We start from the raw sequence: 22,319 nt of genomic DNA, 5'->3' as shown, positions 1-22,319 counted from the left end.
TCAACGCGTGTGCTGCTTTTTAAGATATCAGCGGCTCAACGCCTTACCAAGGCTGGCTCAGGATACTCAAAGGTCTTGCCCTCGTAGTTGCGAATGACGACGCGCTGCTCGTCGCGCACCAACACGTAGTCGGGATTGAGCGGGACTTTGCCACCGCCGCCGGGGGCGTCGATGACGAACTGGGGGACGGCGTAGCCGGTGGTGTGGCCGCGGAGCTGCTCGATGATGTCGATGCCGTCAGCCACGCTGGTGCGCAGGTGGGAGCTGCCCTGGATCAGGTCGCACTGGTAGAGATAGTAAGGCCGCACGCGGCACATCAGCAGCTTGTGCACCAGGCTCTTCATCACCTCCGCATTGTCGTTCACACCACGCAGCAGCACGCTCTGGTTGCCGAGGGGGACGCCGTGGTTGGCCAGCAGGGCCAGGGCGTCGCGCACCTCAGTGGTGAGTTCACGAGGGTGGTTGGTGTGGATGCTGAGCCAGAGCGGGTGGTGCTTTTGCAGCATCTTGCACAACTCGGGCGTGATACGCTGGGGTACAAAGATGGGCACGCGGCTGCCGATGCGGACAAATTCGATGTGCTTGATGCTGCGCAGGCGGGTCAGAATGGCGTCGAGCTTGGCGTCGGAGAAGAGCAGGGCATCGCCGCCGGAGAGCAGCACATCGCGCACTTCCGTGTGGCGCTCCAGGTAGCGAAAGGCCGCCTCAAATTCCGTGTGCAGCTCCTGTTCTCCCACACCGGAGACGACTCTGCTGCGGGTGCAGTAGCGGCAGTAGCTGGCGCAGCGGTCCGTCACCAGAAAGAGCACGCGGTCCGGGTAGCGGTGCACCAGTCCGGGCACCGGCATGTGGCTGTCTTCACCACAGGGGTCGCTCATTTCATCGGGATCCTCCCAGGATTCTTCGATGCGGGGGACTACCTGCCGGCGGATGGGGCAGTTTGGGTCTTCCGGGTCAATGAGGTTGAAGTAGTGAGGCGTGATGGCCATCGCCAGCTTGTTTCCTGAAAGCAGCACGCCGGCGCGCTCTTCTTCGGTCAATGCCAGGTGCTCTTCGAGCTGGGCGAGTGTGGTGATCCGGTTCTTGAGCTGCCAGGTGGCGCTGTTCCAATCAGAGGCTGAAACATTTTTGGAGGACCAATAGCCGGGAGCGTAGGAGCGGAACTCCTTCTCAGGCAGCGGGGGGAGATGATGCATGAACTGCGGGATCGATGGGCGCGGAGGTTAGGCGCGGGAGGGTTGAGATGTCAAACGTCCCCTGCGGCTGTTTGGGTGCAACTCCCCCTGTGGAACCCACTTTTAGTGTTGGGCAAAATATTGTGCCTCAATACTCTAAGTCTTCGCTTTTGCATTCTTGCAAAAGTCTTCTCCTCACTTCTTTGTCATGTGCATGCCTGATGCGACGGCCATGAAGGCGGCAGTGCCTTTTTTAGGCTGGCATCAGATTTGACGCTGGATCAATCGAGGTGAGATACCACGATGTAGATGCACAGGATCATGGCGGTGAACAGAAAGACGTGACTGGGGTGCAGTTTCATGGGCGATTTGAATGAGCGTTGCTGAAGAGTCGTTCTCCAGAGACGCTTCTCTTTCAAGCAGTGCGCGTGCCACTTTTGCCAGGTTGTCCGGCCAGTGGGTGAATATAAATACCATGAGCAGGGGATGCGGCGGGCGCTGACACAGGCAAAGACATTTGCCGTGCGGGGGCAGAGCGGCCACACTGGGCGGGTGCCAGACATCGTCCTCGCCACGCTCAATGCCAAATACATCCACAGCTCCTTTGGGCTGCGCTATCTGCTGGCAAATCTGGGGCCGCTCCAGCAGCGGGCGTGCATCGCGGAATTTCAGATCAACCAGGCGCCGCTGGAGATCGTGGAGGCGGTGCTGGCGCACGAGCCGCGCCTTGTGGGCTTTGGTGTTTATATCTGGAACGTGGTGGAGACGACTGCAGTGTTGGGAATGCTGCGGAGACTGCGGCCGGACATCCGCATCATCCTGGGTGGACCGGAGGTGTCCTTTGAGTGGGAGGGGCAGCCGATCGTGGCGCTGGCGGATCACGTGATTACCGGAGAGGCCGATCTGAAATTTGCCGAAGTCTGCGGCGTGCTGCTGGGAGAGGATGCAGAAGCGGTAGCTTCCCTGCCTAAAGTCATACCTGCAGGGCTGCCTTCCTTGGAGCGGGTGGCGCTGCCGTATGATCTCTACACGGAGTCAGATCTGGCACATCGCATCCTCTATGTGGAGGCCTCTCGTGGCTGCCCGTTCACCTGTGAGTTCTGCCTCTCGTCTCTGGACGTCCCAGTGCGCGCTTTTGCGCTGGATACTTTTTTGCAGGCCATGCAGGGACTTCTGGATCGCGGTGCCCTGACCTTCAAGTTTGTGGACCGCACCTTCAATCTCCACCTGCCTACCAGCACGGCCATCCTGCGTTTCTTTTTGGAGCGCTGGCGGGAGGGGATGTTCCTGCACTTTGAGATGGTGCCTGACCGCCTGCCGGAGCAGCTGCGCGATCTCATCCGGCAGTTTCCGCCGGGGGCGGTGCAGTTTGAGGTGGGCATCCAGACTTTTGATGAGGACACCTCCAAGAACATCAGCCGCAGGCAGAATCTGACGCGGCTGGAAGACAATTTGCACTTTCTGCGCGAGCAGACCGGCATCCACGTGCATGCCGATCTCATCGTGGGATTGCCGGGCGAGGACGTGGCCAGCTTTGGGCGTGGTTTTGACCGGCTGGTGAAGATGGGGCCGCAGGAGATTCAGGTGGGTATTCTCAAGAGGCTGCGTGGCACACCCATCGTGCGGCACGATGCCGAATATGGGATGAAGTATGCGCCCACGCCGCCCTATGAGATTCTCGAAAACCGGGACATTCCGTTTGCGGAGATGCAGCGCATGAGGCGCTTTGCGCGCTACTGGGATCTGGTGGCCAACAGCGGCAACTTCTCCGCCACACTGGGGCTGCTGTGGCAGCAGGGCGACTCTCCGTTTCAGTGTTTCTTGGCGTTTGCCGACAGCCTTTATGCCAGGCTGAAGCGCACGCACCAGATTGCGCTGCCAGTGCTGGCCCAGGAATTATTTCACCACCTGACGCAGGTCTGCGGCGTGCCGCCCGATGTGGCCGCCGCCACCCTGATGCAGGACTGGAACCGCGTGCCCGGCCGAGAGTCCCTGCGCCTTGGGGGCGCGCAGTCTTCAGACCGTGCTGCTGGCAGGCATGGCACGGCCAGCAGCAGGCAGGCGCGGCATGTGACGACCTGATTCATCTCGAAATTTTACGCGCTCAACATGGACCCTGCAGACGCAGCATTCTTCATTCCGCCCGACTACCCGCGCATCAAGGTGGTGGGCAGCTTTGAGGAGCTGGTGAACACGCCTTTTGCCGACGGGGTGAATGCCATGTGCTGGGTGCGCCAGCTGCCGGGGGACTTTGGCGAGATCGTGGAAAAGCTGGCGGTAGGGAAGGGGATCACCAGCATTGATGATGCACGTCTGCTGGCGCTGGACCTGAGCGCCGAAGGCAGCGTGGCGCGCGACATCTTGCTGCAGGATCAGGAACTGCTGCGCTCCCGCGAGCTGCAGCCCAGCCTGGACTGCATCAATGAGTATCTGAACGAAATCGAGCCCGAGCTGCTGCGCACGGATGTGCAGTCCTGGCACGTGGACAGCGCCACGGTGGAGGCGGACACCTACCTGTGCACCTATCATGGGGCTGACTCCGAGGGCCTGCGTAATGAGGAGGCCGTGAGGCGTGTGGATGCCCCGGCGGCCCGCGCAGAGCTACGGCAGCTTTACGGCGAAAAGGACGACGAAGGTTTCCGCGAGTTTCTCCACGAGCACTATCTGGACCTGCACTACACGCCGCTGCCGCATGCCGTGCCCTATTCCTTTGGCAGGGGCAATTTATGGCGAATTGCCACGGAGCACCCAGGCTGTGCTGTTCCGCCCTGCATCCATCGTGCGCCAGCCACGCTGCCCGGGCTGCCGCGCCTGCTGCTGATCAGTTAACCACGGTTGATCAGGACCGGGCATTGCGGACTGGCGGCAGCGGGGCTAGCCTGCGGGAGGAGGCCTCATGATCAACCTGCTCCGAGAAATGCTGCATTCGCCGGTACTGGACATCGTCCAGCGGCTGAAGCATTCCACGGGCATGACCGTGACGGAGTTGTGCACGGCCATGAAGATGAGCTACATGGGGGTGAAGCAGCACTGTGTGGAGCTGGAGAAGGCCGGGTTTCTGGACACCTGGCGCAGGCCCAAGGCCTCAGGCAGGCCTGAAAAGCTCTATCGCCTGACGGCGAAGGCCGAGGCGCTCTTCATGAATCACGGCACACCTTTGACGCTGGATCTGCTGGCCACCGCAGAAAAGGTCTATGGGGAAAGTGCGCCGCCCAAGCTTCTCTACTCCTATTTTCAATCCAAAGGCGAGGCCTGGAGCCTGCGGCTGGCGGTGGCCTCCACGTTGGAGGAGCGCGCACGGCTGCTGGCCCGGCTGCGCACGGCGGATGGGTGCATGAGCGCCTGCGAAACCGACGCGCACGGGCATCTGCTGCTGGTGGAGCATCACCGCCCATTCCGCGAGCTGTCGGCGCGCTACAGCATCGTGGACGAACTGGAGTGTGAGATGATCGAGCGCCTGCTGGGCTGCGAGGTGCGTCGTTCGGTGGAAGAAGTGTCGGGTCTGGTGCGTGTTACTTTTCTAATCAAGACAACAGCGCATTCAGCATGACATCAGGGAAAGCAGGCAGGACATCGGCATGGATCAGAATTTGGACGGCAGCGGCAGGCATGACGCTGATGGCAGCGTGTGACAGCGCCGTGGCTCCGCTGCGGCCTGCGTGGCAGCAGGATCCCAATCTCTTCCACCGTGGTTTCCCTGCACGACCTGCGCAGACCACCGACCAGCCCCATATGGTGGCGCGGGTGGTCTATGCCGAGCCGGAGCGCCTGAAGGGCATGATCGAGCGTCAGGGCGATGTGGCAGATGCCCAGCGAGGCATGGCACGCATGGGGGATGGGACGGTGGACCTGGGAGTGCAGGATGCGGCCTCAGGGAAATGGCTGGAATCGTATGTCTGCGGTGGTGTCCTCTTTGTGGCCGGGATGCCCAACCAAGCCTACAAGCTGGTGGTGAAAAACCGCACGCCCATGGCTCTGGAGCTGAAAGTGGGCGTGGATGGCAGGGATCTGCAAGGCGGAGGCTCCGCCAGCCTCGGGCGCGGCAGCCTGCATGTGGAGCCCAAAGGCAAGCTGGAGCTGGACCACGCCTCAAACGGGCCGCTGCTGTTTAAGAAAGTGAGCGGGGATTCGGCCCTGTTCCTGCACAGCAGTCCCAAGGGGGGCACCGGCCTGATCCAGATGGGGGTGTTTCTCGCGGCGGATGCGCCGAGCATGGGGCCTGAGAAGCTGCGTCCGGACCAGGTGGCGCCGCTGGGGTTCTTCCCCGTGGGCAGGCCGGAGCAGTACCGCTGACGAGCGGACTGCACGAGCCCGGGCTTGCTGCTTGTGAGTTCATTTAGCGTGGTTAACGTTGGGCTTTCATGCTTCGTTTTCTGCGCCGTGCTCTGTTTTTCGCCATCGTCAGCTTTCTGCTGGCTGCGGGCGTCTATTTGACCACAGCGTCTTTTCATGAGCGGTGGCATGGCTTCGTCACCGGAGAGCTGGCGCAGCACGGAGTGCATCTGGACTTCGAGCGTCTGGCGATCAATCCATTCGGAGGGCTGGTGGCCCGCGGGGTGCGGGTTTACAATGATGTGAGCAAGCGGCACCTGGTGGCGTCGGTGGACCGGCTGAATCTGGATGTGGACTTTGGCAGCCTCGTGGAGGGCAGGGTCCAGATCGAAGGTATGGAACTCCTGCATGCAAGCGTGGCGCTGCCGGTGGATCCTGACCGCCCGGACCTGACAGTGATTGAGCTCAAGGACCTCAGCGCGCGTGCGCTGCTGGAGGGGCGACGCCTGGAAATCAGGCATGCGGAGGGCCTGCTCTCTGACGGATTGCATATTCTCATCAGTGGTGTGCTGGAACTGCCGGCGCCCAGCCCGGACCAGCAGGGCATGAGCGCCGACCAGCGGATGAACCTGATGCGGGAGCACCGGGAGCAGATCCAGCACGGGCTGGACTGGCTGGCGCGCTTTCGCGCTCCGCATGTGCCGACGCTGAGTGTAAAGGTGTCCGGCGCGCTGGAGCGTCCGGACGAGATCAAGGCGGAGCTGCTGTTTCAGGCGGATGGGCTGGCATTTGAAGACTACGTATGGAACGAGCTCGTTGCAGAGGCGGAATATGATGGCGGCTTCATTGATCTGAAGCGCCTGCATCTGCGTGACCACCTGGGGATCATGGATGCCACCGCCACATGGCGCTTGGGCAGTGACCAGCTGCGCTTCCGGCTGACCTCCAGCGCCGACCTTCCCGGCCTGGCACGTGCCTTTCTAAACAACGAAGGTCTGCGTGAGGTGGTGTTTTATGAAGCGCCTCAGCTAGCGCTGGAAGGCAGTGTGCTGCTGAAAAAGAAATCTCCGGATGACATGCTGCCCGTCAATGTGACCGGCAGCCTGGACTGCGGGCGCTTTGGCAGCCGCGGGGAGGTGTTTAACTCTCTCAGCCTGACCCTGGGTGCCACACCCCAGGGGATTTACGTCAAGGACGCCCTGCTCAAGCACAAAACGGGATCTCTGGTGCTGAATGTGATGCACCACCAGGAGATGGGGTTCAAAGCGGAGCTGCTGCTGCGCATGCACCCCACGGTGTTTCTGCCGTTTGTGCTGCTGCCAAAGACGCGGGAGATCATCCAGCGCTTTGAATTCAATGACGACTCCCAGGTGGACGTGCATGTGTCCACTGCAGGCCCGAAGCTGAATCTGCGCGAGTCTCCGACCTCCGGACATGGGGTGATCCGGAACTTCCGCTACAAGGGGGTGCCGTTTGAGTCTGCCGAAATGGATCTGGCCTTCCTGGGAGACATTCAGAACTATGCCAACGTCAAAATCCAGCGGCCGGACGGGCCGGCAGAGGCGGAGCTGGTCTTTGTGAATGATGATGACAACGAGAAGTGGCTGAAGCTCGTGAATGTGCGTGCGCTGGCAGATGCTGCGGGGATCGTCCGTGCTTTTGCGCCCAAGGTGGCGGACCAGATCGAGCGCTATCGTTTTTCCGCCGGCACGGACGTGACCGCAAACGGGGTCATCGGCTACAAGGGGAATCCGCAGCTGAATGACTACAAGGTCGCCTTCAAAAACCCCGTGGGAGGTGCCCACTACGTGCTGTGGGACGAGGACTACCCGATCACGGCGCCGAACGGAGAGGTGCACATCGTCGGCAACATGCTGAATTTTGATTTTAACGGGCGTCTATTTGGCGACACCATGCACGCGAAAGGTGCGGTGAATCTGACGCCTGGAGTCCGGGGGTATGATGTGGTGGTGCAGGCCGGGCGCTTCCCCTACAGTGTCTTTGGGAAAAAGCTGCCCTTTGAGGAGGTGCGTGCGGAAGTGCGCAACCGCGACGGTCTGGCCCGGATCGACATCGCTGCGGATGTGCTCGGCGGGGATATGACGCTGAAGGGAACGCTGAATGAAAACCGTGAGCCCAACTCCTACGATGGGGAGCTGCGCATGAATGCGCTGAGCTTCCACAAATTTGCGCAGGTGTACTCTCCGGGGAACGAAAGCGTGGGGGACATCAGCGGGCATTTCAAGTTTGCCGGTCGCATGAACGACTGGAAAACACTCAAAGGCGGCGGGGCGCTGATCATTGTGAACGGGAACCTGCTGGCACTTCCGGTGCTCGGGCCGCTGACACCGATCATCGGCGCCATTCTGCCCTCTCCTATCAAGGGGTACAACGTGGCCAAGAAGGCGGACTGCACGTTTGAGGTGTCAGACGGCTTTATTGTCACAGACAATGTCGAGGCCGAATCCAGCGCCTTCAGGATCGTGAGTCGTGGGAACATAGACTTCATCCGTGATGACATTGACTTCAATGCCGAGGTGCGCATGCGCGGGCTGGGGATCCTGCTCTTTCCAGTGACCCAGCTGCTCGCCTACAAAGGGTCGGGTACGCTGAAGGACACCCGGTGGTCGCCGCGCATCTTTGGCGGCGGAAACAATGACGAGCGCAAGCCGCCTACCGAACAGGAACTGCGTGAGGCCCAGCGCATCGGCGGCAATCCAGCCAAGCCCAGGGTCAACGCCTCGCCACCGAAACAGAAGGCGTTGTTTGGAAACTAAGTGCAGCAGGCGCCGGTCTGTGGCACTGAAGAACGAATGAATGTAGAGCGACTCAAATACGTGATCTGGGCGGCGGACATGAACCGTGCGGTGAATTTTTACGCCACTGTTTTTGGCGGCAAGGTGCTCAAGCAAAACGAGATCATCAGCGAGGTGGAGATCTGCGGCGGCGTCATCGGCATCCATGGCGGTGGCGAAGGCTCGCGCACCTGGACCGGGCTGAGCTTTCAGGTGCCTGATGTGATCGAGGGCGCACGGGAAATCGTGGCCGCGGGAGGTCTGCTGACGCGCGAGCCTGAGCCCGAAGATGGTCAGCCGCCCCATCTGGCCATGTGCGTGGACACGGAGGGAAATGAGATCATGCTGACACGGAAGAGGGGGTAACTAGGCCGTGTTCAACTGCATGTCTGGAGCAGTGCTTGTTGGTATATAATAGCCATACTTGAGGGATGCTACAAAGTCTGGCTGGACAAGCCCAATAACACTTTCTGCACAGTGCAAGGCAGTCCAAACGCGTTGCAATTCGCCCCATCTGGGCCATTGGTCCCTCCCCCCATGACGCCCAAGATCGACCCCGCCCTGCACCGTGACAAGAAACCGGACTGGATTCGTGTGACTCTGCCACGTGATCCGAAGTTCTGGAGCACGAAGGGGCTGATCACTGACCTGAAGCTGCACACGGTGTGCGAAGAGGCGCAGTGCCCAAACCGCTGGGAGTGCTGGAGCCAGGGCTCGGCCACCTTCATGATCGCCGGGGACCGCTGCACGCGTGCCTGCGGCTTCTGCGCGGTCAAGACCGCCAAGCCTTTTGCCCTGGAGGCGGACGAGCCCCAGCGCGTGGCCGAGGCAACGAAGCGCATGGGCCTGAACCACATCGTGATCACCGCCGTGGCGCGTGACGATGTGAAAGACGGCGGTGCCGAGCACTTTGCCCGAACCATCGAGGCCGTGCGCGAAGCGGTGCCGACGATCACGATTGAGATCCTGGTGCCCGATTTTAACGGCAAGGACGACGCGCTGGAAGTGGTGATGAAGGCGAAGCCGCACATCTTTAATCACAACCTGGAAACCGTGGAGCGCCTGACGCCGTTGGTGCGCAGCCGTGCGATGTATCACCGCAGCCTGCATGTGCTCAAGCGTGCCAAGGCGATGGCCGCCGAGCTGGGCTCCAAGTGCGCGACCAAGAGCGGCCTGATGCTGGGCCTGGGTGAGACGGAAACCGAGCTTTTCCAGGCCATGGACGACCTGCTGGAGCATGACGTGACGGTGCTGACCCTGGGCCAGTACCTGCGCCCCTCCGCGCAGCACCTGCCGGTGATCGAGTACATCCATCCGGACACCTTTGAGAACTACAAGCAGATCGCGCTGAAGAAGGGCTTCCGCCACGTGGCGAGTGCGCCGCTGGTGCGCAGCTCCTACCATGCTTCCGACTTCAAGCCGGAACTGGACGTGCAGTGAAGCGGGTGGTGAGCTTCCGCAGGCTACTTGCGGAAGCCGCCGGCCATCCGGTTCCAGAAGTTGGCCAGTGAAACGGACAGGCCGAGCGATACGATCTCCGGTTCGGAGAAATGGGTGTGCAGCTCCTGGTATTCCTTCTCATCCTTGTGGATGGTTTCGCCATTTGTGAGTGCTTCTGCCCAGGCCAGCGCCGCCTGCTCGCGTGGGGTAAACAGCTTGGATGTGCGCCATTCGGAAAGCTGCTCGATCCGCGTCGGCTCTTCTCCGTGATGACGGGCCTCCGAGCGGTGGACTTGAATGCAGTAGGAGCAGTGATTGATCTGCGAGACCCGAAGCTCTACCAAGGCCCGCAGACCAGGTGGCAGGGCGGTTTTGGCCAGGTCGCGTGTCAGCTGTCGAAGGCTTGAAATCAGTTCTGGTTCAACGGTTGCATAATCAATGCGCATGTGGGGGCTGGTTGGATGTTTTGCAGAGAGAATACTCATAAGCTGGAATGGGAGGTCTTCAAAGGGAGGTGTCAGTCTGATGAGAGCTGACGGAGCATTGGGAGTCAGCATTACCACATTAGGCCCTGCCTAATGAAGGGGTGCTGCCATGAATGAAGGTTGCGTGAATGCCAAACTGCGTTCTGTTCGTATTATCCCCAACCCCTCCGCGCCATGTCCATCCGCCCTCCAGCAGAAGCCTACGAGAAAGTCCCAACCACCATTTTTCCTGACTCTGCCGCCGCTGCCAAGGCGCTGGCACAGGAGGTGAAGCTGCTGATTGAAACGAAGAACAAGGCGGGCAAGCCCGCTGTGCTGGGCATGGCCACGGGTTCCACTCCGGTGCCATTTTACCGCGAACTCATCCGCCTGCACAAGGAGGCGGGGCTGAGCTTCAAGAACGTCATCACCTTCAACCTCGACGAGTACTACGGCCTCAGCTCCGACCACCCGGAGAGCTACTCGAAGTTCATGGCGGAGCAGCTGTTTGACCACATCGACATCCCCAAGGAGAACATCAATCTGCCCAGCGGCACGGTGCCGGGAGATCAGGTCTTCAATCACTGCCGCCAGTATGAGGAAAAGATCGAAGCGGCCGGCGGGGTGGACCTGCAAATCCTTGGTATTGGTCGCACGGGCCACATCGGCTTCAACGAACCCGGATCCAGCCGTGACTCGCTGACCCGCCGCATCACTCTGGACCGTGTGACACGCCAGGACGCCGCCAGCGACTTCCGCGGGGAGCAGAATGTGCCGCACTTTGCCATCACGATGGGGGTGGGAACCATCCTGCGCGCCAGGAAGCTGGTGCTGATGGCGTGGGGGGAAAACAAGGCGTCCATGGTGGCCAAGGCCATCGAAGGCCCGATGACGGAAGCCATTTCCGCCTCATTCCTGCAGGATCATCCGGATGCGCGGTTCTTCATTGACCATGGTGCCTCCCGAGAGCTCACCCGCATCAAGCTGCCCTGGCTGGTGGGGCCTGCCTCGTGGACTCCGCGTGAAACCCGCCGTGCCATGGTCTGGCAGGCCTTCAAGATCAAGCGCCCGATCCTCAAGCTGGTGGACGAGCACTACAATGAGAATGGTCTTTCCGACCTTCTTTCCGAGCAGGGGCCGGCCTATCAGCTGAACATCCGTATCTTCAACCAGCTCCAGCATACCATCACCGGATGGCCGGGTGGCAAGCCTGACGAGGATGACACCTACCGCCCCGAGCGTGCGCGCCCCTACCCTAAACGCTGCCTGGTGCTGAGCCCGGAGCCGCAGGATGCCATCACCGGCATGGGCGGTACGATCGACCGACTGGTGGAGCAGGGGCATGATGTGCGCTTTATCTCCATGACCTCAGGAAGCCTGCGTGTGCCGGACAGTGAGGCGGACAAGTTTGCCGAAACTCTGCTCGAACTGGCCTCCAATGCCGCGAATCCCGCGGCGTGGGGCGCTCAGGTGGCCTATGCCAAGGAGGCCCTGGGCCTGCTGGAGGCGAAAGGGGAGTTTGGCGAGGATCAGCCGCTGCTGCGCCAGCTCAAGGGCCTGATCCTGCGTGGCGAGGTGCGGGATGCCGCCCATACCGTGGGTCTGGGCAATGACCGTGTGGTCTTCCTGGACCTGCCTTTCTATGAGCAGGGCCGCTACCGCCGCTTCAAGAGTACGGAGGAAGACACCAAGGCTCTGGTGCGCCTTCTCCAAGAGCACAAGCCGCATCAGATCTATGTCACCGGCGACGCGGCGGACCCTTCCAGCGTTTCCGGCATCTGCTTCCGCCTGCTGGTGGCAGCACTCCAAGTCTGTGCTGGCGAGGATTTTGCCGGGTCCTGCAGCATCTGGCTCTACCGTGGCAAGGAGCGTCCGCTGGAGCCCCATGAAATCGACATGGCCATTCCCATGAGTCCGCTGCAGTTGGAGCGCAAGTCCATTGCTCTCTCACGCTATGGAGCTCTCTCCTCACTGGAAAAAGAGGCCCCAGAGACCAACCGCGAAAATGCGCGGCTCTACGATGCCCTGGGGCTGGCGGAATATGAGGCCATCGAGACCTTCCAGCGCTGGCGCCGGGCTTAATCTGTTGATTTTTAAACGGCTGCCGCGAGCTTGGCATCGCGGTAGCTGCATTTTCCCAGGCGAAGGAGCTCATCGCAATGGGCTTCGATGCGCATGCTTTTCATGCTAGGCTGGAAACCCAGCCTGCGGGTGATGCAGTCGTGCAGCAGGGCGGTGTGGTCGTCCTCAAACTCCACCACGCGGTCACAATCCAGGCAGATCAGGTGATTGTGCTGGGGCTTGTCGAGGAAGTTGGGGTCGTAGTAAGTCTGGTCACGGCCTAGATCGACCTCGCGCAGAAGGCCGCACTCCACCAGGAGGGTCAGGGTGCGGTAAACGGTGGCTCGAGAGACGGTGTTGTCGAGCTTGCGGGCTTTTTCCAGCAGCTCTTCCGCCTTGAAGTGCTCATCGGAGGCGAAGGCTGCCTCGACGATGACATCCCGTTGCTTGGTGCGGCGCAGCCCCTGGCTGGCCAGATGCGCTTCCAAGCGTTGAGTGATACGTTCGTCCATGTGGAGGGAGGTTAGCCGAGGCTATGGATCGTGCAAGGCAGTGCTTTTTTTTGAAGAAGCAGGGGCTTTATCAGGCATTTCAAGCGATGGGGCTGAAAAAATATCGCATAAAGCTAACCTTTACCCGATTTAATATTCTGATAATCAGTGAAATGGGATTGTCTTGCTGCCTCCGATACCGAGGCGGTATTGAAGAAGAATTTGCAAGACAAACCAAGGCAGCAGCCAATTTTGTTCAAAATAATTATGGATTTTATTGTTAATATTGATAAAATTCCATGGACTGCCTGATTCCAAGCATGCCTTTACCATTCTCATTCTCTACACAACGCCAAAACCCTGAGGGCGAATGCCCTATGGAGTCAATGGCAGCGGCTGCGCCGGAGAAATTGATGAATCAGGCTCCTGGTTTTGTCAGCACAGAGCCACTTCCGGGCACTGCGGGGAATCCTTTTCCGCTGCCAGCGGCCCCACGCCCGATTCCGGTGCATCCCAGAGACACTCATTTGTTCGCGGCGAACCAAGCGTTTGCCTCTGAGCCGGAGGCTGCTGATATGGCGCAGACGGTGGCAGCTTCCAACCTGCCAGCCTCCTCCAGGTCCGCCGCAGTTGGGGCTGATATTGCCGCCCAGATCGACCAGCTGAGGAACGACATCTTTGGCATCGCGATGAATGTAAGCGCTTTGAGCGACAGGCTGGACAGGCTGGAGCAGCGCATTCCCTCAGTCAGCCAGTCGATGCAGGCGGGCGTGGCCACCTTGCGTGCTGAAGTCGAAACGTGGTTGGAAAAGCATCTCAACGCGGCGGTGGAGCACTGCATGCACCAGATCATCCAGCGTTCCCACTCCGCGCCATCACATCCGGACATTTAACCTCTTTCTCATACCAACCATCCGCACCTGCCCTCTATGAACTCCCTGAGACTACGCATCCTGTTTCCGCTCTGGCTGTTCGGCTTTCTACCAGCCATGGGCGCTGCCCGCATGATGGGACAGCCGCTTGAATGGTTCTTTGGCATTACGGGTGTGCTGCTTGGTGGAGGAGTGTTTCTGGCAGCCTATCTCGTGGCTGGATGGCTGCTCAAGCCGACCACTGCTGTCATGCGCGGAACGACGGCTGTTCTCCGTGGCGTGCCACCGGATGCCCAGTCTGCCGAATGGCTGCCTGCCGACTTCTGGAAGCTTCGCTGTGACATTAACATGATCTTTGCCAAGCAGCGTCAGGCGCTCAATGCCGCTGAGCAGCATGCCTGCCAGACAGCCCAGCGTCTCCTCAATGCCGAGCGCCTGCTGCGCGAGGCCTTCACCGCCCTGCAGGGGCTCTTTGCCGCCAGTGATGAAGGGGTGCTCGTCGTCGATGCGCAGGGGGCCATCATCGCCTCCAATGCCAAGCTGGACGACTTCCTCGGCAAGCCAGTGGAGGAGATCGCAGGACGCGACTCCGCCCGGGTGCTCAATGCGCTCATTGACCGTTTTGAGGAAAAGGCGGTCATCACCGCCTGGATCGATAAATGCTCCACCAAACTCGAAGGGCAGGACGAGACGCCGCCGCTCGTGTCTCATGACAACAGGGTTTTCTCCCTGCGCTCAAACCCAATGCGCACCGAAGCGGGGGAGGTGATCGGCCGCATCTGGATCGTCAAAGACCGCTCCGAAATGCGTGTGCTGGAGAACCAGCTCCGTGAATCACAGAAGATGGGCACCATCGGGCAACTGGCCGGAGGCATCGCGCATGACTTTAACAATCTGCTGACCGCCATACGGGGGAACCTCACTCTGGCTGAACTGACGCCTGCCTCCAATCAGGCTGGAGTGCGTGACAAGCTGCAGAACGCCAGCCATGCCACCACGCGTGCGGCGGAACTGGTGAAGTCTCTCCTTGGCTACTCACGCCGCAGCACGGGTGTTTCCGTGCGCAAGACCATGAACCTGAAGCGCCTGCTGGCCGATGTGCAGAACCTTCTGAAGCACAGCGTGGATCCGCGCGTTACCATCCAGATGCGCGGGGGCATGGATGCCTCCTACGCCACCGGAGATGCCACCCAGATCGAGCAGGTGATGCTGAATCTATGCTTGAATGCCCGCGATGCCCTGCCTTCTGACAAGGGGGTGATCGAGATCGCTGTCGAGAACGTCACCCACCGCCTTCCGGCGAAAGCGGGCGAGAGCAGCGACACCGCCGACTTTGTGATGCTGGTGGTGCGCGACAACGGACACGGCATCTCCGAAGAGCATCGCTCACGCATCTTTGAGCCCTTCTTCACCACCAAGGCCGCCACCAAAGGCACGGGTCTCGGGCTTTCAACTGCTCAGGACATTGTGCGTGAGCACGGCGGCTGGATCGAGTTTGACAGCGAGGTGGGCCGTGGCAGCGAGTTTCGTGTGTTCCTGCCCCGCCTGCTCAATCCTGACAAGGTGGAAGACGAGGCTCCGCCGATCGACAACGGGCCTGCCATCAATGCTCCGATCGGGGGCCAGACCACCATTCTGGTGGTGGATGACGAAGCTCCGGTGCGCTCCATCGCCACAAATATGCTGGGCTTCCTCGGCTATCGTGTGCTGGAAGCCGCAGACGGCCAGCAGGCCCTGGACATCCTGCTGCGCACCCAGGAGAAGGTCGATGCCGTGCTGCTGGACATCTACATGCCCAAGCTTTCCGGACGTGACACCTTCAAGGAGCTGCGCGCCGTGGGCAATGACGTGCCCGTGGTGGTTTGCAGCGGATTTGTCATCGACCCTGACGAATTCACGATCCTTAGCCAAGGGCGCACCCCGCCGGTGGACATCATGCTCAAGCCCTACTCGCTGGACGGTCTGAGCAAGGCGCTGGCCAAGGCCGTGCAGAAGCCCAAGGGCGAAGGGGCCATCTTTGACCTCTCCCTCAACCGAGCCATGCAGCAGGCCCAGCCCCCCGCCCTCATGGCCTGAGGCCAGCCCTGACCAGGCCCTGAGCCTGGCCAGCACCGGAGTCGCAGATCATCTTTCTCCTTTCCGCAGCCCGTAAAGGCGCTAAGATGCCAGCCCCCATGATCAAAGTCGGCCTCGTCTCCCTCGGTTGCGCGAAGAATCTCATCGACTCGGAAATCATGATCGGCCACCTCCAGCAGGCTGGCATGGTCATGACGCCTGAGCCTGATCTCGCGGATGTGCTCATCGTGAACACCTGCTCGTTCATTGACATGGCCAAGAAGGAGAGCGTGGGTGCGGTGCACGACGCTGTGGACGGTCGTGCCGGATCCAAGAAGCGCGCCCGCCAGAAGATCATTGTGGCAGGCTGTCTTTCGCAGCGGTTTTCGACGGAACTGCCGGGTCTCATGCCTGAGGTGGACGCCTTCATCGGCCTGGACCAGATCACGCAAGTGGCACCGATCATCGAGAAACTTGTGGGCACCAAGGAGCACGAGCAGGAAAATCTCGTCACGAAGCAGCCGCAGTATATCCCGGACTACGACACGCCGCGCTTCCGCCTGACGCCGCAGCACATGGCGTACATCAAGATCGCCGAGGGGTGCAATCATCCCTGCTCTTTCTGCATCATTCCACGTATTCGCGGCCGTCACCGCAGCCGCTCTCAGGAGAGCATCGTCAAGGAGGCGCGCCAGCTCGTGGCCGCCGGGGTGAAGGAGATCAATCTCATCTCCCAAGACACGACCTACTTTGGCATGGACAAGTGGACGGAAGAGCGCCCGAAGCCGCGCAGCGGTGTGGACTCCAGCAAGGGTGAGTCCCTTTCCACCCTCATCCGTGAGCTGAACAAGATCGAGGGGGACTTCTGGATCCGCCTGCTTTACACGCATCCCGCGCACTGGAGTGATGACCTCATTCAGGCGATCGCCGAGAGCCCCAAGGTGGCGCGTTATATCGACATGCCGCTGCAGCACATCAGCGACCACATGCTGGACCTGATGAAGCGCGAGACCGACGGCGCGTACATCCGAGATCTGATCAAGCGCATCCGCGCAGGCATCCCCGGCATCGCCATCCGCACCACCTTCATCGTGGGCTTCCCAGGAGAAACGGAAGCTGATTTTAATGAGCTGCTGCAGTTCATCGAGGATACCAAATTTGAACGTGCCGGCGTCTTCAACTACTCCCGTGAGGAAGGTACTCGTGCCGCCAAGATGGAGGACCAGCTGCACCACATGACCCGCAAAGCCCGCTGGAACGAGGCCATGCGCGCAATCCAGCGCAGCGTGGAATCCTTCAACACCACCCTGGTGGGGCGCAAGATGCGTGTGCTGGTAGAGGAGCCCGGCGTGGCCCGCAGTGAGATGGATGCCCCGGACATCGACACCACAGTGTTCGTGAACAAGAAGCTCCCGGTGGGCAGCTTTGCGGAAGTGACCGTCAAGGAATGGCGCGGCTACGATCTGGTGGCGGCGTGAGTTTGCGCCAACCGTGAGCGGTTGACAGGGCTTACTCCACGACCACTCGGAAGAAAAGCCGTGTGGTGGAGAGGCCGGTGAGAGTCATGCTGGTGGTGGTGGAGGGAACTGCTCCTGTGCTGGAGCTGGGAACGGCCTGCCAGGCTGTGAGATCGGCCGAGCTTTCAATGTGGTAGCTTTTGCCGACGACACTGTTCCAGCCAAGAGTGATCTGACTGCCGGAAAGCTGGGTGGAGGTTACCCGCACGCATGAGGATGAGTCCTGAGGCGCGGTACCGGCGTAGAGCTCGCTTTCGTTGGTTTGGCCGTCGCCATCATCGTCCGTTGTCCCGAGCACCAGGGTGAGAGCACGCTGGCCCGTGGCGCCGCCGCCATCAGTCCAGCGGAGGCGGAGATGGCGGACGGCTTTTGTCGTGCGGTCGAGTGTGGCGGCTTGCACCAGGTAGGACCCGTTGATGCTGAAGTCGGAGTTGTCATCGGAGCCGGTGCCGCCGACGAGCGCATAGGTGCAGCGCAGTCCGCTTTCCGTTCCCCCGCCCGTGATTTCCGCCAGCACCGTGCCGATGGCGGTGCCGCCGGGCACCTCAGTAACACTGAGCCCAATGGGACGCGCGGCATCTTCGCCGATCATGGAGAGGATGTCGCGGCCATCCATGAGGTTTAGCGTAGTGCGCCTGGCGGCTGCGCTGTTGACGATGCCCGCGTAGAAGCTGCGACGGCGGTTGGACTCGGTACTTGTGAGCTGTGAAGCCCAGAGGGAGGTATTGTAAGGATCCCAATTGGGTGTGCGGCGTGAGTTGGAATAAATGGAGACCCAGGCGGATTCACTGGCGAAGAGGTCGTTGTCATGCAGCTTCACGCCGACGAAGTATGGTGAGATGGCGCCGCTGGCAGCGTGTGCATTCGTCAGGGAGTCATCCAAGGAGCTGGCCACGGGCTGGGTAACTTTGGACGGGTCGAAGGTCTCGATCAAACGCCAGTCAAAGCTCTCAGGGCGGACATTGAGCGTGCCGCCTCCGGTGACGGATGCCGTTGCGCCGAAATTCACGGCTGAGTTGCTGTCATGCTGCACGATCATGCGCACGCCCGAATTGTAAAAGTAGGGATAGACGGTGTTTTTGGAGTTCGCGTCGGAGGAGTTTGGCCCGACAAAGCGTGGTGTGCTGCCATACAGGGAGGTGAGCTTGGCAAAGCCGCCGCTGACACCGGTGTTTGGCTGGCCCGTCACCATGTTGAGCTGCGAGCTTTCGTAGCTCGTCACGTCACTGCTGGTATAGCTGCGCCACACGACGGTCTGAGTGCTGTCATAAGCGTAGGGCTTGGGCGCACGGATGTGGTACGCCGTGTTGACCCAGCGGCTGGAGAGCAGGCGCCCGAGCAACTCAGGTGCCTGAGCTTCGAGGATGTCCGTCTGCCAGGTGGTGAGAAAGACATCCACAGGAACTTGCAGCGCCTCGTGGTGATTGAGCAGGGTGCGCAGTTCGGTGCAGCTTTGAGCGGTGTAACAGAAGTCCTGCCAGTTCAGGGAAAAGCTGATGTTGTCTTCGGGGCGCAGATAAAGGCCGGACTGTGCGCTGTACGGGGAAGCATTCCACTCCGTGTAAATGTCCTCAAAGGTTTTCACCTGCAAGCGTCCGGCATCACGCCACTTTTGGATGGTGTCCAAAATGGCTGGTGCGGTGGTGGTGAGGTAGCCGCTTTGCACAAAGTCGCGGTGGTTCATGACACGCCCAAAGGTCCAGAGCTTGTTGTTGTGCGGGAGGGAGTTGTCCTCCAGGGAGCGCAGCAGGCGGTCAGTTTCAAAAAATTCCTGCTCCCAGGTGCCGATGGCTGCGATCTGCCCGCTGGCGGAATCGACCAGATAGTTGTTTGCATCCTGGGGACGCCAGAGTCCGGCGACGTGTGGGTCGTCCTTGTGAGTTGCGCCGCCACCGCCCATGAGCAGGTGAGGCTTCCAACGATAGCCCGAGTGAGAAGCGGCGAGGAGCCCGTCATTGATGCCATTGCTGTCGAGGTCTCCGATGAACTTGGGCCAGTTCTGGTAGTTGGATGCGGTGGGGACATAAACATGGCCGCCGACGACGAGCGTGACATCGGTGTCACAGCCGACGTCGATGAGCCAGGCGATGTCGGCGTAGTTGTAGTTTGGATTCGACTCGTGCGAATGCGGATCGAGGTTTACGCCGAGGGTTTCATGCAGGTATTTAATGACGTTTTTTCCACCGGTGTCCGTGGTGGTGCTTGCACCAGTGTAGGTGAAGGTGGAGAGAGAGCTGTCGGAAAAGGTGCCGTTCATGATGGTGGAATCAAAGCTGGCACCACCGAAGACTTCGAAACGGCGCACGCCTTCGAGGAAGTTGTAGTCGCTCTGGAACTGCCACGGCAGGCTGCGTGCCTGGCATTGTTTGGCAAAATTGATCAGCGCCTCGCGCCACTGAAGGTAGGTGACCTTGGTGGTGCCGAGGCTGGTAAAATTGGGCGTGGCCGGAATGCCATTGGTGCCGCCACCGGCGGTCTCGGAATGAACGGCGAGCGCAAACCGGGCCTGCTGGCCGGTGGCGTAAGCGGGTAATGTGACAGCGGCGGAAACAACGGCGAGCAGGGCAAGGCAGGAGTTTTTCATCTGAATTGGCGGGTGGTTCACCTCTCAGATGGCCTGTTTGGACTTGAAGATTACAGTGTGGTGAAAAGATAGATTCGACAAAACCGGCGTGGTGGGTGTCAGTGAGAATCTGCCGCATGTCCGCCGTCTCCGCCGCCCGACCCTTTCCCGCCACGATGTGGAGCAAGGTGCTGCGTACGAGGGACGAGCCCACGGCGCATGCCGCGCTGGACCAGCTGTGCTCCATTTACTGGCAGCCAGTGGTGGGCTACATCCGTGCGCTGGGCTGCGGATTTGACGAGGCGGAGGATGTGGCGCAGGATTTTTTCAGCATCTTTTTGAGGCGTGAGGGATTTCAGCGTGCGGAGCAGGCACGCGGGACGCTGCGCTCGTATTTAAAATCCGCCGTTCGTTATCATGTGCTGCACTGGCGGCGAGACCGTGCGGCGCAGCGGCGGGGCGGCGGTCTGGAACCTCTGGCACTGGATGACGAAGGCGCGCCCGAACTGCCGGCCAGTGATGAACCCGCCATCCATTATGACGAGCAGTGGGCCGTCACCGTCATGGAGCGTGCGCTGAGCGCAATGAGGCATAGCTATGCAAAGCGAGGCAAAGCGGAGCTTTTTGAAGCGCTGAAACCGGTGCTGATGCAGCCGGAGCATGGTGATGGCATGGCTGCGGCGGAGATGCTGGGAGTGGCGCGTGGCACCTTTGCCGTGGAGCAGCACCGTGCGCGCCGGCGACTGGCAGAACTGCTGCGCGTGGAGGTGGCGCAGACCGTGGCAGAGCCGGAAGAAGTGGATGCAGAGCTCCTGCATCTGCTGCGGGTGCTGGCAAAGACGGAGGCCCAGGTGTGATGGAACCGGCAAGCCACAGCTGCGGCACCCACCTGCGCCGCATTGACGGTGTGTGCCCGGCATGCGTGGCACGTTCCATCACCGGCATGCTGAGCCGGCCAGTGGTGGAGGCTGAAGGCATGATGCAGGTGCCAGGCTATGAAATGATGGAGGTGATCGGCCGGGGAGGAATGGGGGTGGTGTTTCGCGCTTTGCGCGCCTCTGATGGCAGCGTGGTGGCGGTCAAGCTTCTGCCTGCGCATCTGGCGAATCAGGAGGAGATCACAGACCGCTTTATGCGCGAAGCCCATGCACTGGCTGCGTTTGATCATCCGCATGTGCTGCGTGTGCTTGACTCCGGGATGACGCCAGGCGGGCAGCTGTTTTTGGTGACCGAGCATGCCGCAGGCGGGGATCTGGCGCACAGGCTGCAGCAAGGCACATTGAGCCTGGATGAGGCTGTGGAGCTTTTTCATCAGGTGCTGCAGGCCATCGGCGAGGCCCATCACCACGGGATCGTGCATCGTGACATCAAGCCTGCGAACATCCTGCTGGATGACGCGGGCAGAGTGAGGGTGGGTGATTTTGCGCTGGCCAAGCTCCTGCGCGAGGGCGGTGTCCCGCAGCTCACGCTGACGCAGGGAGGTGATGTGTTTGGGACTCCGTATTACATTGCGCCGGAGGTGCGGCTTGGTGCTGGCGCCGTGGATGAACGTGCGGACCTTTTTTCCCTCGGTGTGCTGCTGCACGAGATGCTCACCGGCCGTGTGCCGATCGGCAGCTATGAGCCTGCTTCGAGTGTGACGGGCGTGCCTCGCGCCATGGACCGTCTGATCGCACGCTGTCTTCGGGAAGATCCTGCGAAGAGGCCGCAATCGGTTGAAGAACTCCGCGGTGAATTTGACGCTGCATTGAAAACCAACCTTCGTGGCAAGGTTTGGATGACACTCATCGTGCTGGCTCTGCTGGGGGCGGGACTTGCTGTCAGCCGCCAGACTCAGATCACACCGCGGACCGCTTCCAAGCTGGCACCGTGGAGCAACAGCATGGGCATGAATTTTGTGCCAGTGCCTGGAACGAAGGTGTTGTTTTCCATCTGGGAGACAAGGCGCTGTGATTTTGCCGAGTTCGCCAAAGAAAAACCGGGGCTCGAATCTGAGCATGAGTGGGAGCGTGCGGCAGGTGCCGCGACTGTTTTGCATCCTGTCTCAGCCGTGAGCTGGTTGCGGGCTGAGCAATTCTGCAAATGGCTCACCAAGCGTGAGCATGATGCCGGAATGCTGCCGAGGCACATGCAATACCGTCTGCCAACGGATCTCGAATGGAGTGCTGCAGCCGGACTGCCCTCGGAATCCGGAGGCACGCCGCAGGAACGTAATGCGCAGCTGGGCCCTATGGAACATGCTCCGTATCCATGGGGGCGCTCATGGCCGCCGCCTGCGGCCAATTTTCCAGCCAACTTTGCCGGACAAGAAGCCGCTGGCACTGTGCCAGCCTTTGTCAGACCTCTGCTGGCTGAGCGTGATGCCTGGCCAACCACCGCACCTGTGGGCGCATTTCCTGCCAACGACCTAGGGCTCTACGATCTGAGCGGAAACGTCAGCGAGTGGTGCCTGGATGCCTGGAGCAAGGAACTGCCCGATAAGACAACACGTGGCGGAGCCTGGAACCAGACGTCAGCCTATGCCCTGCGCCTCGATGGGCGCGGGCATGCATCTCCGCCACGCCAGCTGAGCGGCACAGGATTTCGTGTCGTTGTCCAGCTGGAATGAGGGTCG

The 22,319-nt window shown here is 60.6% G+C and carries 17 protein-coding genes; 13 read left to right on the top strand and 4 right to left on the bottom strand.

Annotation, left to right across the window (positions count from 1 at the left end; genetic code table 11):
* Positions 1–35: 35 nt before the first annotated feature.
* Positions 36–1,196, bottom strand: coding sequence for a KamA family radical SAM protein (locus HNQ65_RS08310; RefSeq protein WP_184339056.1), 1,161 nt, complete (start codon positions 1,194–1,196; stop codon positions 36–38).
* Positions 1,197–1,727: 531 nt separating this feature from the next.
* Between HNQ65_RS08310 and HNQ65_RS08305 the strand changes: the two genes are divergently transcribed.
* The 7 genes from HNQ65_RS08305 (at position 1,728) to lipA (ending at position 9,682) form a co-directional block, all read left to right on the top strand.
* Complete coding sequence (locus HNQ65_RS08305; RefSeq protein ID WP_184339055.1) at positions 1,728–3,257, top strand: B12-binding domain-containing radical SAM protein; 1,530 nt, start codon at positions 1,728–1,730, stop codon at positions 3,255–3,257.
* 27 nt (positions 3,258–3,284) lie between these two features.
* Positions 3,285–4,004 (top strand): hypothetical protein, encoded by a 720-nt coding sequence (locus HNQ65_RS08300; protein ID WP_184339054.1) that lies wholly within the window; start codon positions 3,285–3,287, stop codon positions 4,002–4,004.
* A 67-nt stretch (positions 4,005–4,071) separates the two neighbouring features.
* The gene (locus tag HNQ65_RS08295) at positions 4,072–4,725 is read left to right on the top strand and encodes a helix-turn-helix transcriptional regulator (protein ID WP_184339053.1); all 654 of its coding nucleotides are present in this window, start codon (positions 4,072–4,074) and stop codon (positions 4,723–4,725) included.
* A complete protein-coding gene (locus HNQ65_RS08290) occupies positions 4,722–5,468 on the top strand; it encodes a hypothetical protein (RefSeq protein ID WP_184339052.1) in 747 nt (248 codons plus the stop codon). Before HNQ65_RS08295 ends, HNQ65_RS08290 begins: the two co-directional genes overlap by 4 nt.
* Before the next feature lie 68 nt (positions 5,469–5,536).
* A complete protein-coding gene (locus HNQ65_RS08285; RefSeq protein WP_184339051.1) occupies positions 5,537–8,224 on the top strand; it encodes an AsmA family protein in 2,688 nt (895 codons plus the stop codon).
* Positions 8,225–8,260: 36 nt separating this feature from the next.
* Positions 8,261–8,608, top strand: a complete 348-nt coding sequence (locus HNQ65_RS08280; RefSeq protein ID WP_184339050.1) for a VOC family protein — start codon at positions 8,261–8,263, stop codon at positions 8,606–8,608.
* A gap of 171 nt (positions 8,609–8,779) precedes the next feature.
* Complete coding sequence (gene lipA / locus HNQ65_RS08275; RefSeq protein WP_184339049.1) at positions 8,780–9,682, top strand: lipoyl synthase; 903 nt, start codon at positions 8,780–8,782, stop codon at positions 9,680–9,682.
* Between the two features lie 23 nt (positions 9,683–9,705).
* Here lipA and HNQ65_RS08270 read toward each other — a convergent pair whose 3' ends face one another.
* Positions 9,706–10,167, bottom strand: coding sequence for a carboxymuconolactone decarboxylase family protein (locus HNQ65_RS08270; RefSeq protein ID WP_184339048.1), 462 nt, complete (start codon positions 10,165–10,167; stop codon positions 9,706–9,708).
* Positions 10,168–10,341: 174 nt separating this feature from the next.
* Between HNQ65_RS08270 and nagB the strand changes: the two genes are divergently transcribed.
* Complete coding sequence (nagB, locus tag HNQ65_RS08265) at positions 10,342–12,228, top strand: glucosamine-6-phosphate deaminase (RefSeq protein ID WP_184339047.1); 1,887 nt, start codon at positions 10,342–10,344, stop codon at positions 12,226–12,228.
* 11 nt (positions 12,229–12,239) lie between these two features.
* Here nagB and HNQ65_RS08260 read toward each other — a convergent pair whose 3' ends face one another.
* The gene (locus HNQ65_RS08260) at positions 12,240–12,719 is read right to left on the bottom strand and encodes a Fur family transcriptional regulator (RefSeq protein WP_184339046.1); all 480 of its coding nucleotides are present in this window, start codon (positions 12,717–12,719) and stop codon (positions 12,240–12,242) included.
* 485 nt (positions 12,720–13,204) lie between these two features.
* On the opposite strand from HNQ65_RS08260, the gene HNQ65_RS08255 reads away from it, so the two are divergent.
* From HNQ65_RS08255 to rimO, 3 genes are all read left to right on the top strand, one after another.
* Positions 13,205–13,591, top strand: a complete 387-nt coding sequence (locus tag HNQ65_RS08255) for a hypothetical protein (protein WP_184339045.1) — start codon at positions 13,205–13,207, stop codon at positions 13,589–13,591.
* Between the two features lie 36 nt (positions 13,592–13,627).
* A complete protein-coding gene (locus tag HNQ65_RS08250) occupies positions 13,628–15,646 on the top strand; it encodes a hybrid sensor histidine kinase/response regulator (RefSeq protein WP_184339044.1) in 2,019 nt (672 codons plus the stop codon).
* 98 nt (positions 15,647–15,744) lie between these two features.
* Positions 15,745–17,103, top strand: coding sequence for a 30S ribosomal protein S12 methylthiotransferase RimO (rimO, locus tag HNQ65_RS08245; protein ID WP_184339043.1), 1,359 nt, complete (start codon positions 15,745–15,747; stop codon positions 17,101–17,103).
* Positions 17,104–17,134: 31 nt separating this feature from the next.
* On the opposite strand, the gene HNQ65_RS08240 is transcribed toward rimO, so the two are convergent.
* Positions 17,135–19,726: a hypothetical protein gene (locus HNQ65_RS08240; RefSeq protein WP_184339042.1), complete on the bottom strand. Its 2,592-nt coding sequence runs from the start codon at positions 19,724–19,726 to the stop codon at positions 17,135–17,137.
* Between the two features lie 116 nt (positions 19,727–19,842).
* Between HNQ65_RS08240 and HNQ65_RS08235 the strand changes: the two genes are divergently transcribed.
* Entirely contained in the window at positions 19,843–20,562 is a 720-nt protein-coding gene (locus HNQ65_RS08235) for an RNA polymerase sigma factor (RefSeq protein ID WP_184339041.1), read from the top strand.
* Between the two features lie 86 nt (positions 20,563–20,648).
* On the top strand, positions 20,649–22,313 hold the full coding sequence (locus HNQ65_RS08230) for a bifunctional serine/threonine-protein kinase/formylglycine-generating enzyme family protein (RefSeq protein WP_184339040.1): 1,665 nt from the start codon (positions 20,649–20,651) through the stop codon (positions 22,311–22,313).
* Positions 22,314–22,319: the final 6 nt, after the last annotated feature.

The sequence above is a fragment of the Prosthecobacter vanneervenii genome (assembly GCF_014203095.1).
Lineage (GTDB): Bacteria > Verrucomicrobiota > Verrucomicrobiia > Verrucomicrobiales > Verrucomicrobiaceae > Prosthecobacter > Prosthecobacter vanneervenii.
Note: the sequence above shows the minus strand (reverse complement) of the source record. Positions and strands in the feature narration are given on the sequence as shown.

Coding starts and splice junctions, on each gene's coding strand:
- HNQ65_RS08310 (WP_184339056.1), bottom strand. CDS start 1,196: ATGCATCATCTCCCCCCGCTGCCTGAGAAGGAGTTCCGCTCCTACGCT.
- HNQ65_RS08300 (WP_184339054.1), top strand. CDS start 3,285: ATGGACCCTGCAGACGCAGCATTCTTCATTCCGCCCGACTACCCGCGC.
- HNQ65_RS08295 (WP_184339053.1), top strand. CDS start 4,072: ATGATCAACCTGCTCCGAGAAATGCTGCATTCGCCGGTACTGGACATC.
- HNQ65_RS08290 (WP_184339052.1), top strand. CDS start 4,722: ATGACATCAGGGAAAGCAGGCAGGACATCGGCATGGATCAGAATTTGG.
- HNQ65_RS08285 (WP_184339051.1), top strand. CDS start 5,537: ATGCTTCGTTTTCTGCGCCGTGCTCTGTTTTTCGCCATCGTCAGCTTT.
- HNQ65_RS08280 (WP_184339050.1), top strand. CDS start 8,261: ATGAATGTAGAGCGACTCAAATACGTGATCTGGGCGGCGGACATGAAC.
- lipA (WP_184339049.1), top strand. CDS start 8,780: ATGACGCCCAAGATCGACCCCGCCCTGCACCGTGACAAGAAACCGGAC.
- HNQ65_RS08270 (WP_184339048.1), bottom strand. CDS start 10,167: ATGAGTATTCTCTCTGCAAAACATCCAACCAGCCCCCACATGCGCATT.
- nagB (WP_184339047.1), top strand. CDS start 10,342: ATGTCCATCCGCCCTCCAGCAGAAGCCTACGAGAAAGTCCCAACCACC.
- HNQ65_RS08260 (WP_184339046.1), bottom strand. CDS start 12,719: ATGGACGAACGTATCACTCAACGCTTGGAAGCGCATCTGGCCAGCCAG.
- HNQ65_RS08250 (WP_184339044.1), top strand. CDS start 13,628: ATGAACTCCCTGAGACTACGCATCCTGTTTCCGCTCTGGCTGTTCGGC.
- rimO (WP_184339043.1), top strand. CDS start 15,745: ATGATCAAAGTCGGCCTCGTCTCCCTCGGTTGCGCGAAGAATCTCATC.
- HNQ65_RS08240 (WP_184339042.1), bottom strand. CDS start 19,726: ATGAAAAACTCCTGCCTTGCCCTGCTCGCCGTTGTTTCCGCCGCTGTC.
- HNQ65_RS08235 (WP_184339041.1), top strand. CDS start 19,843: ATGTCCGCCGTCTCCGCCGCCCGACCCTTTCCCGCCACGATGTGGAGC.
- HNQ65_RS08230 (WP_184339040.1), top strand. CDS start 20,649: ATGCTGAGCCGGCCAGTGGTGGAGGCTGAAGGCATGATGCAGGTGCCA.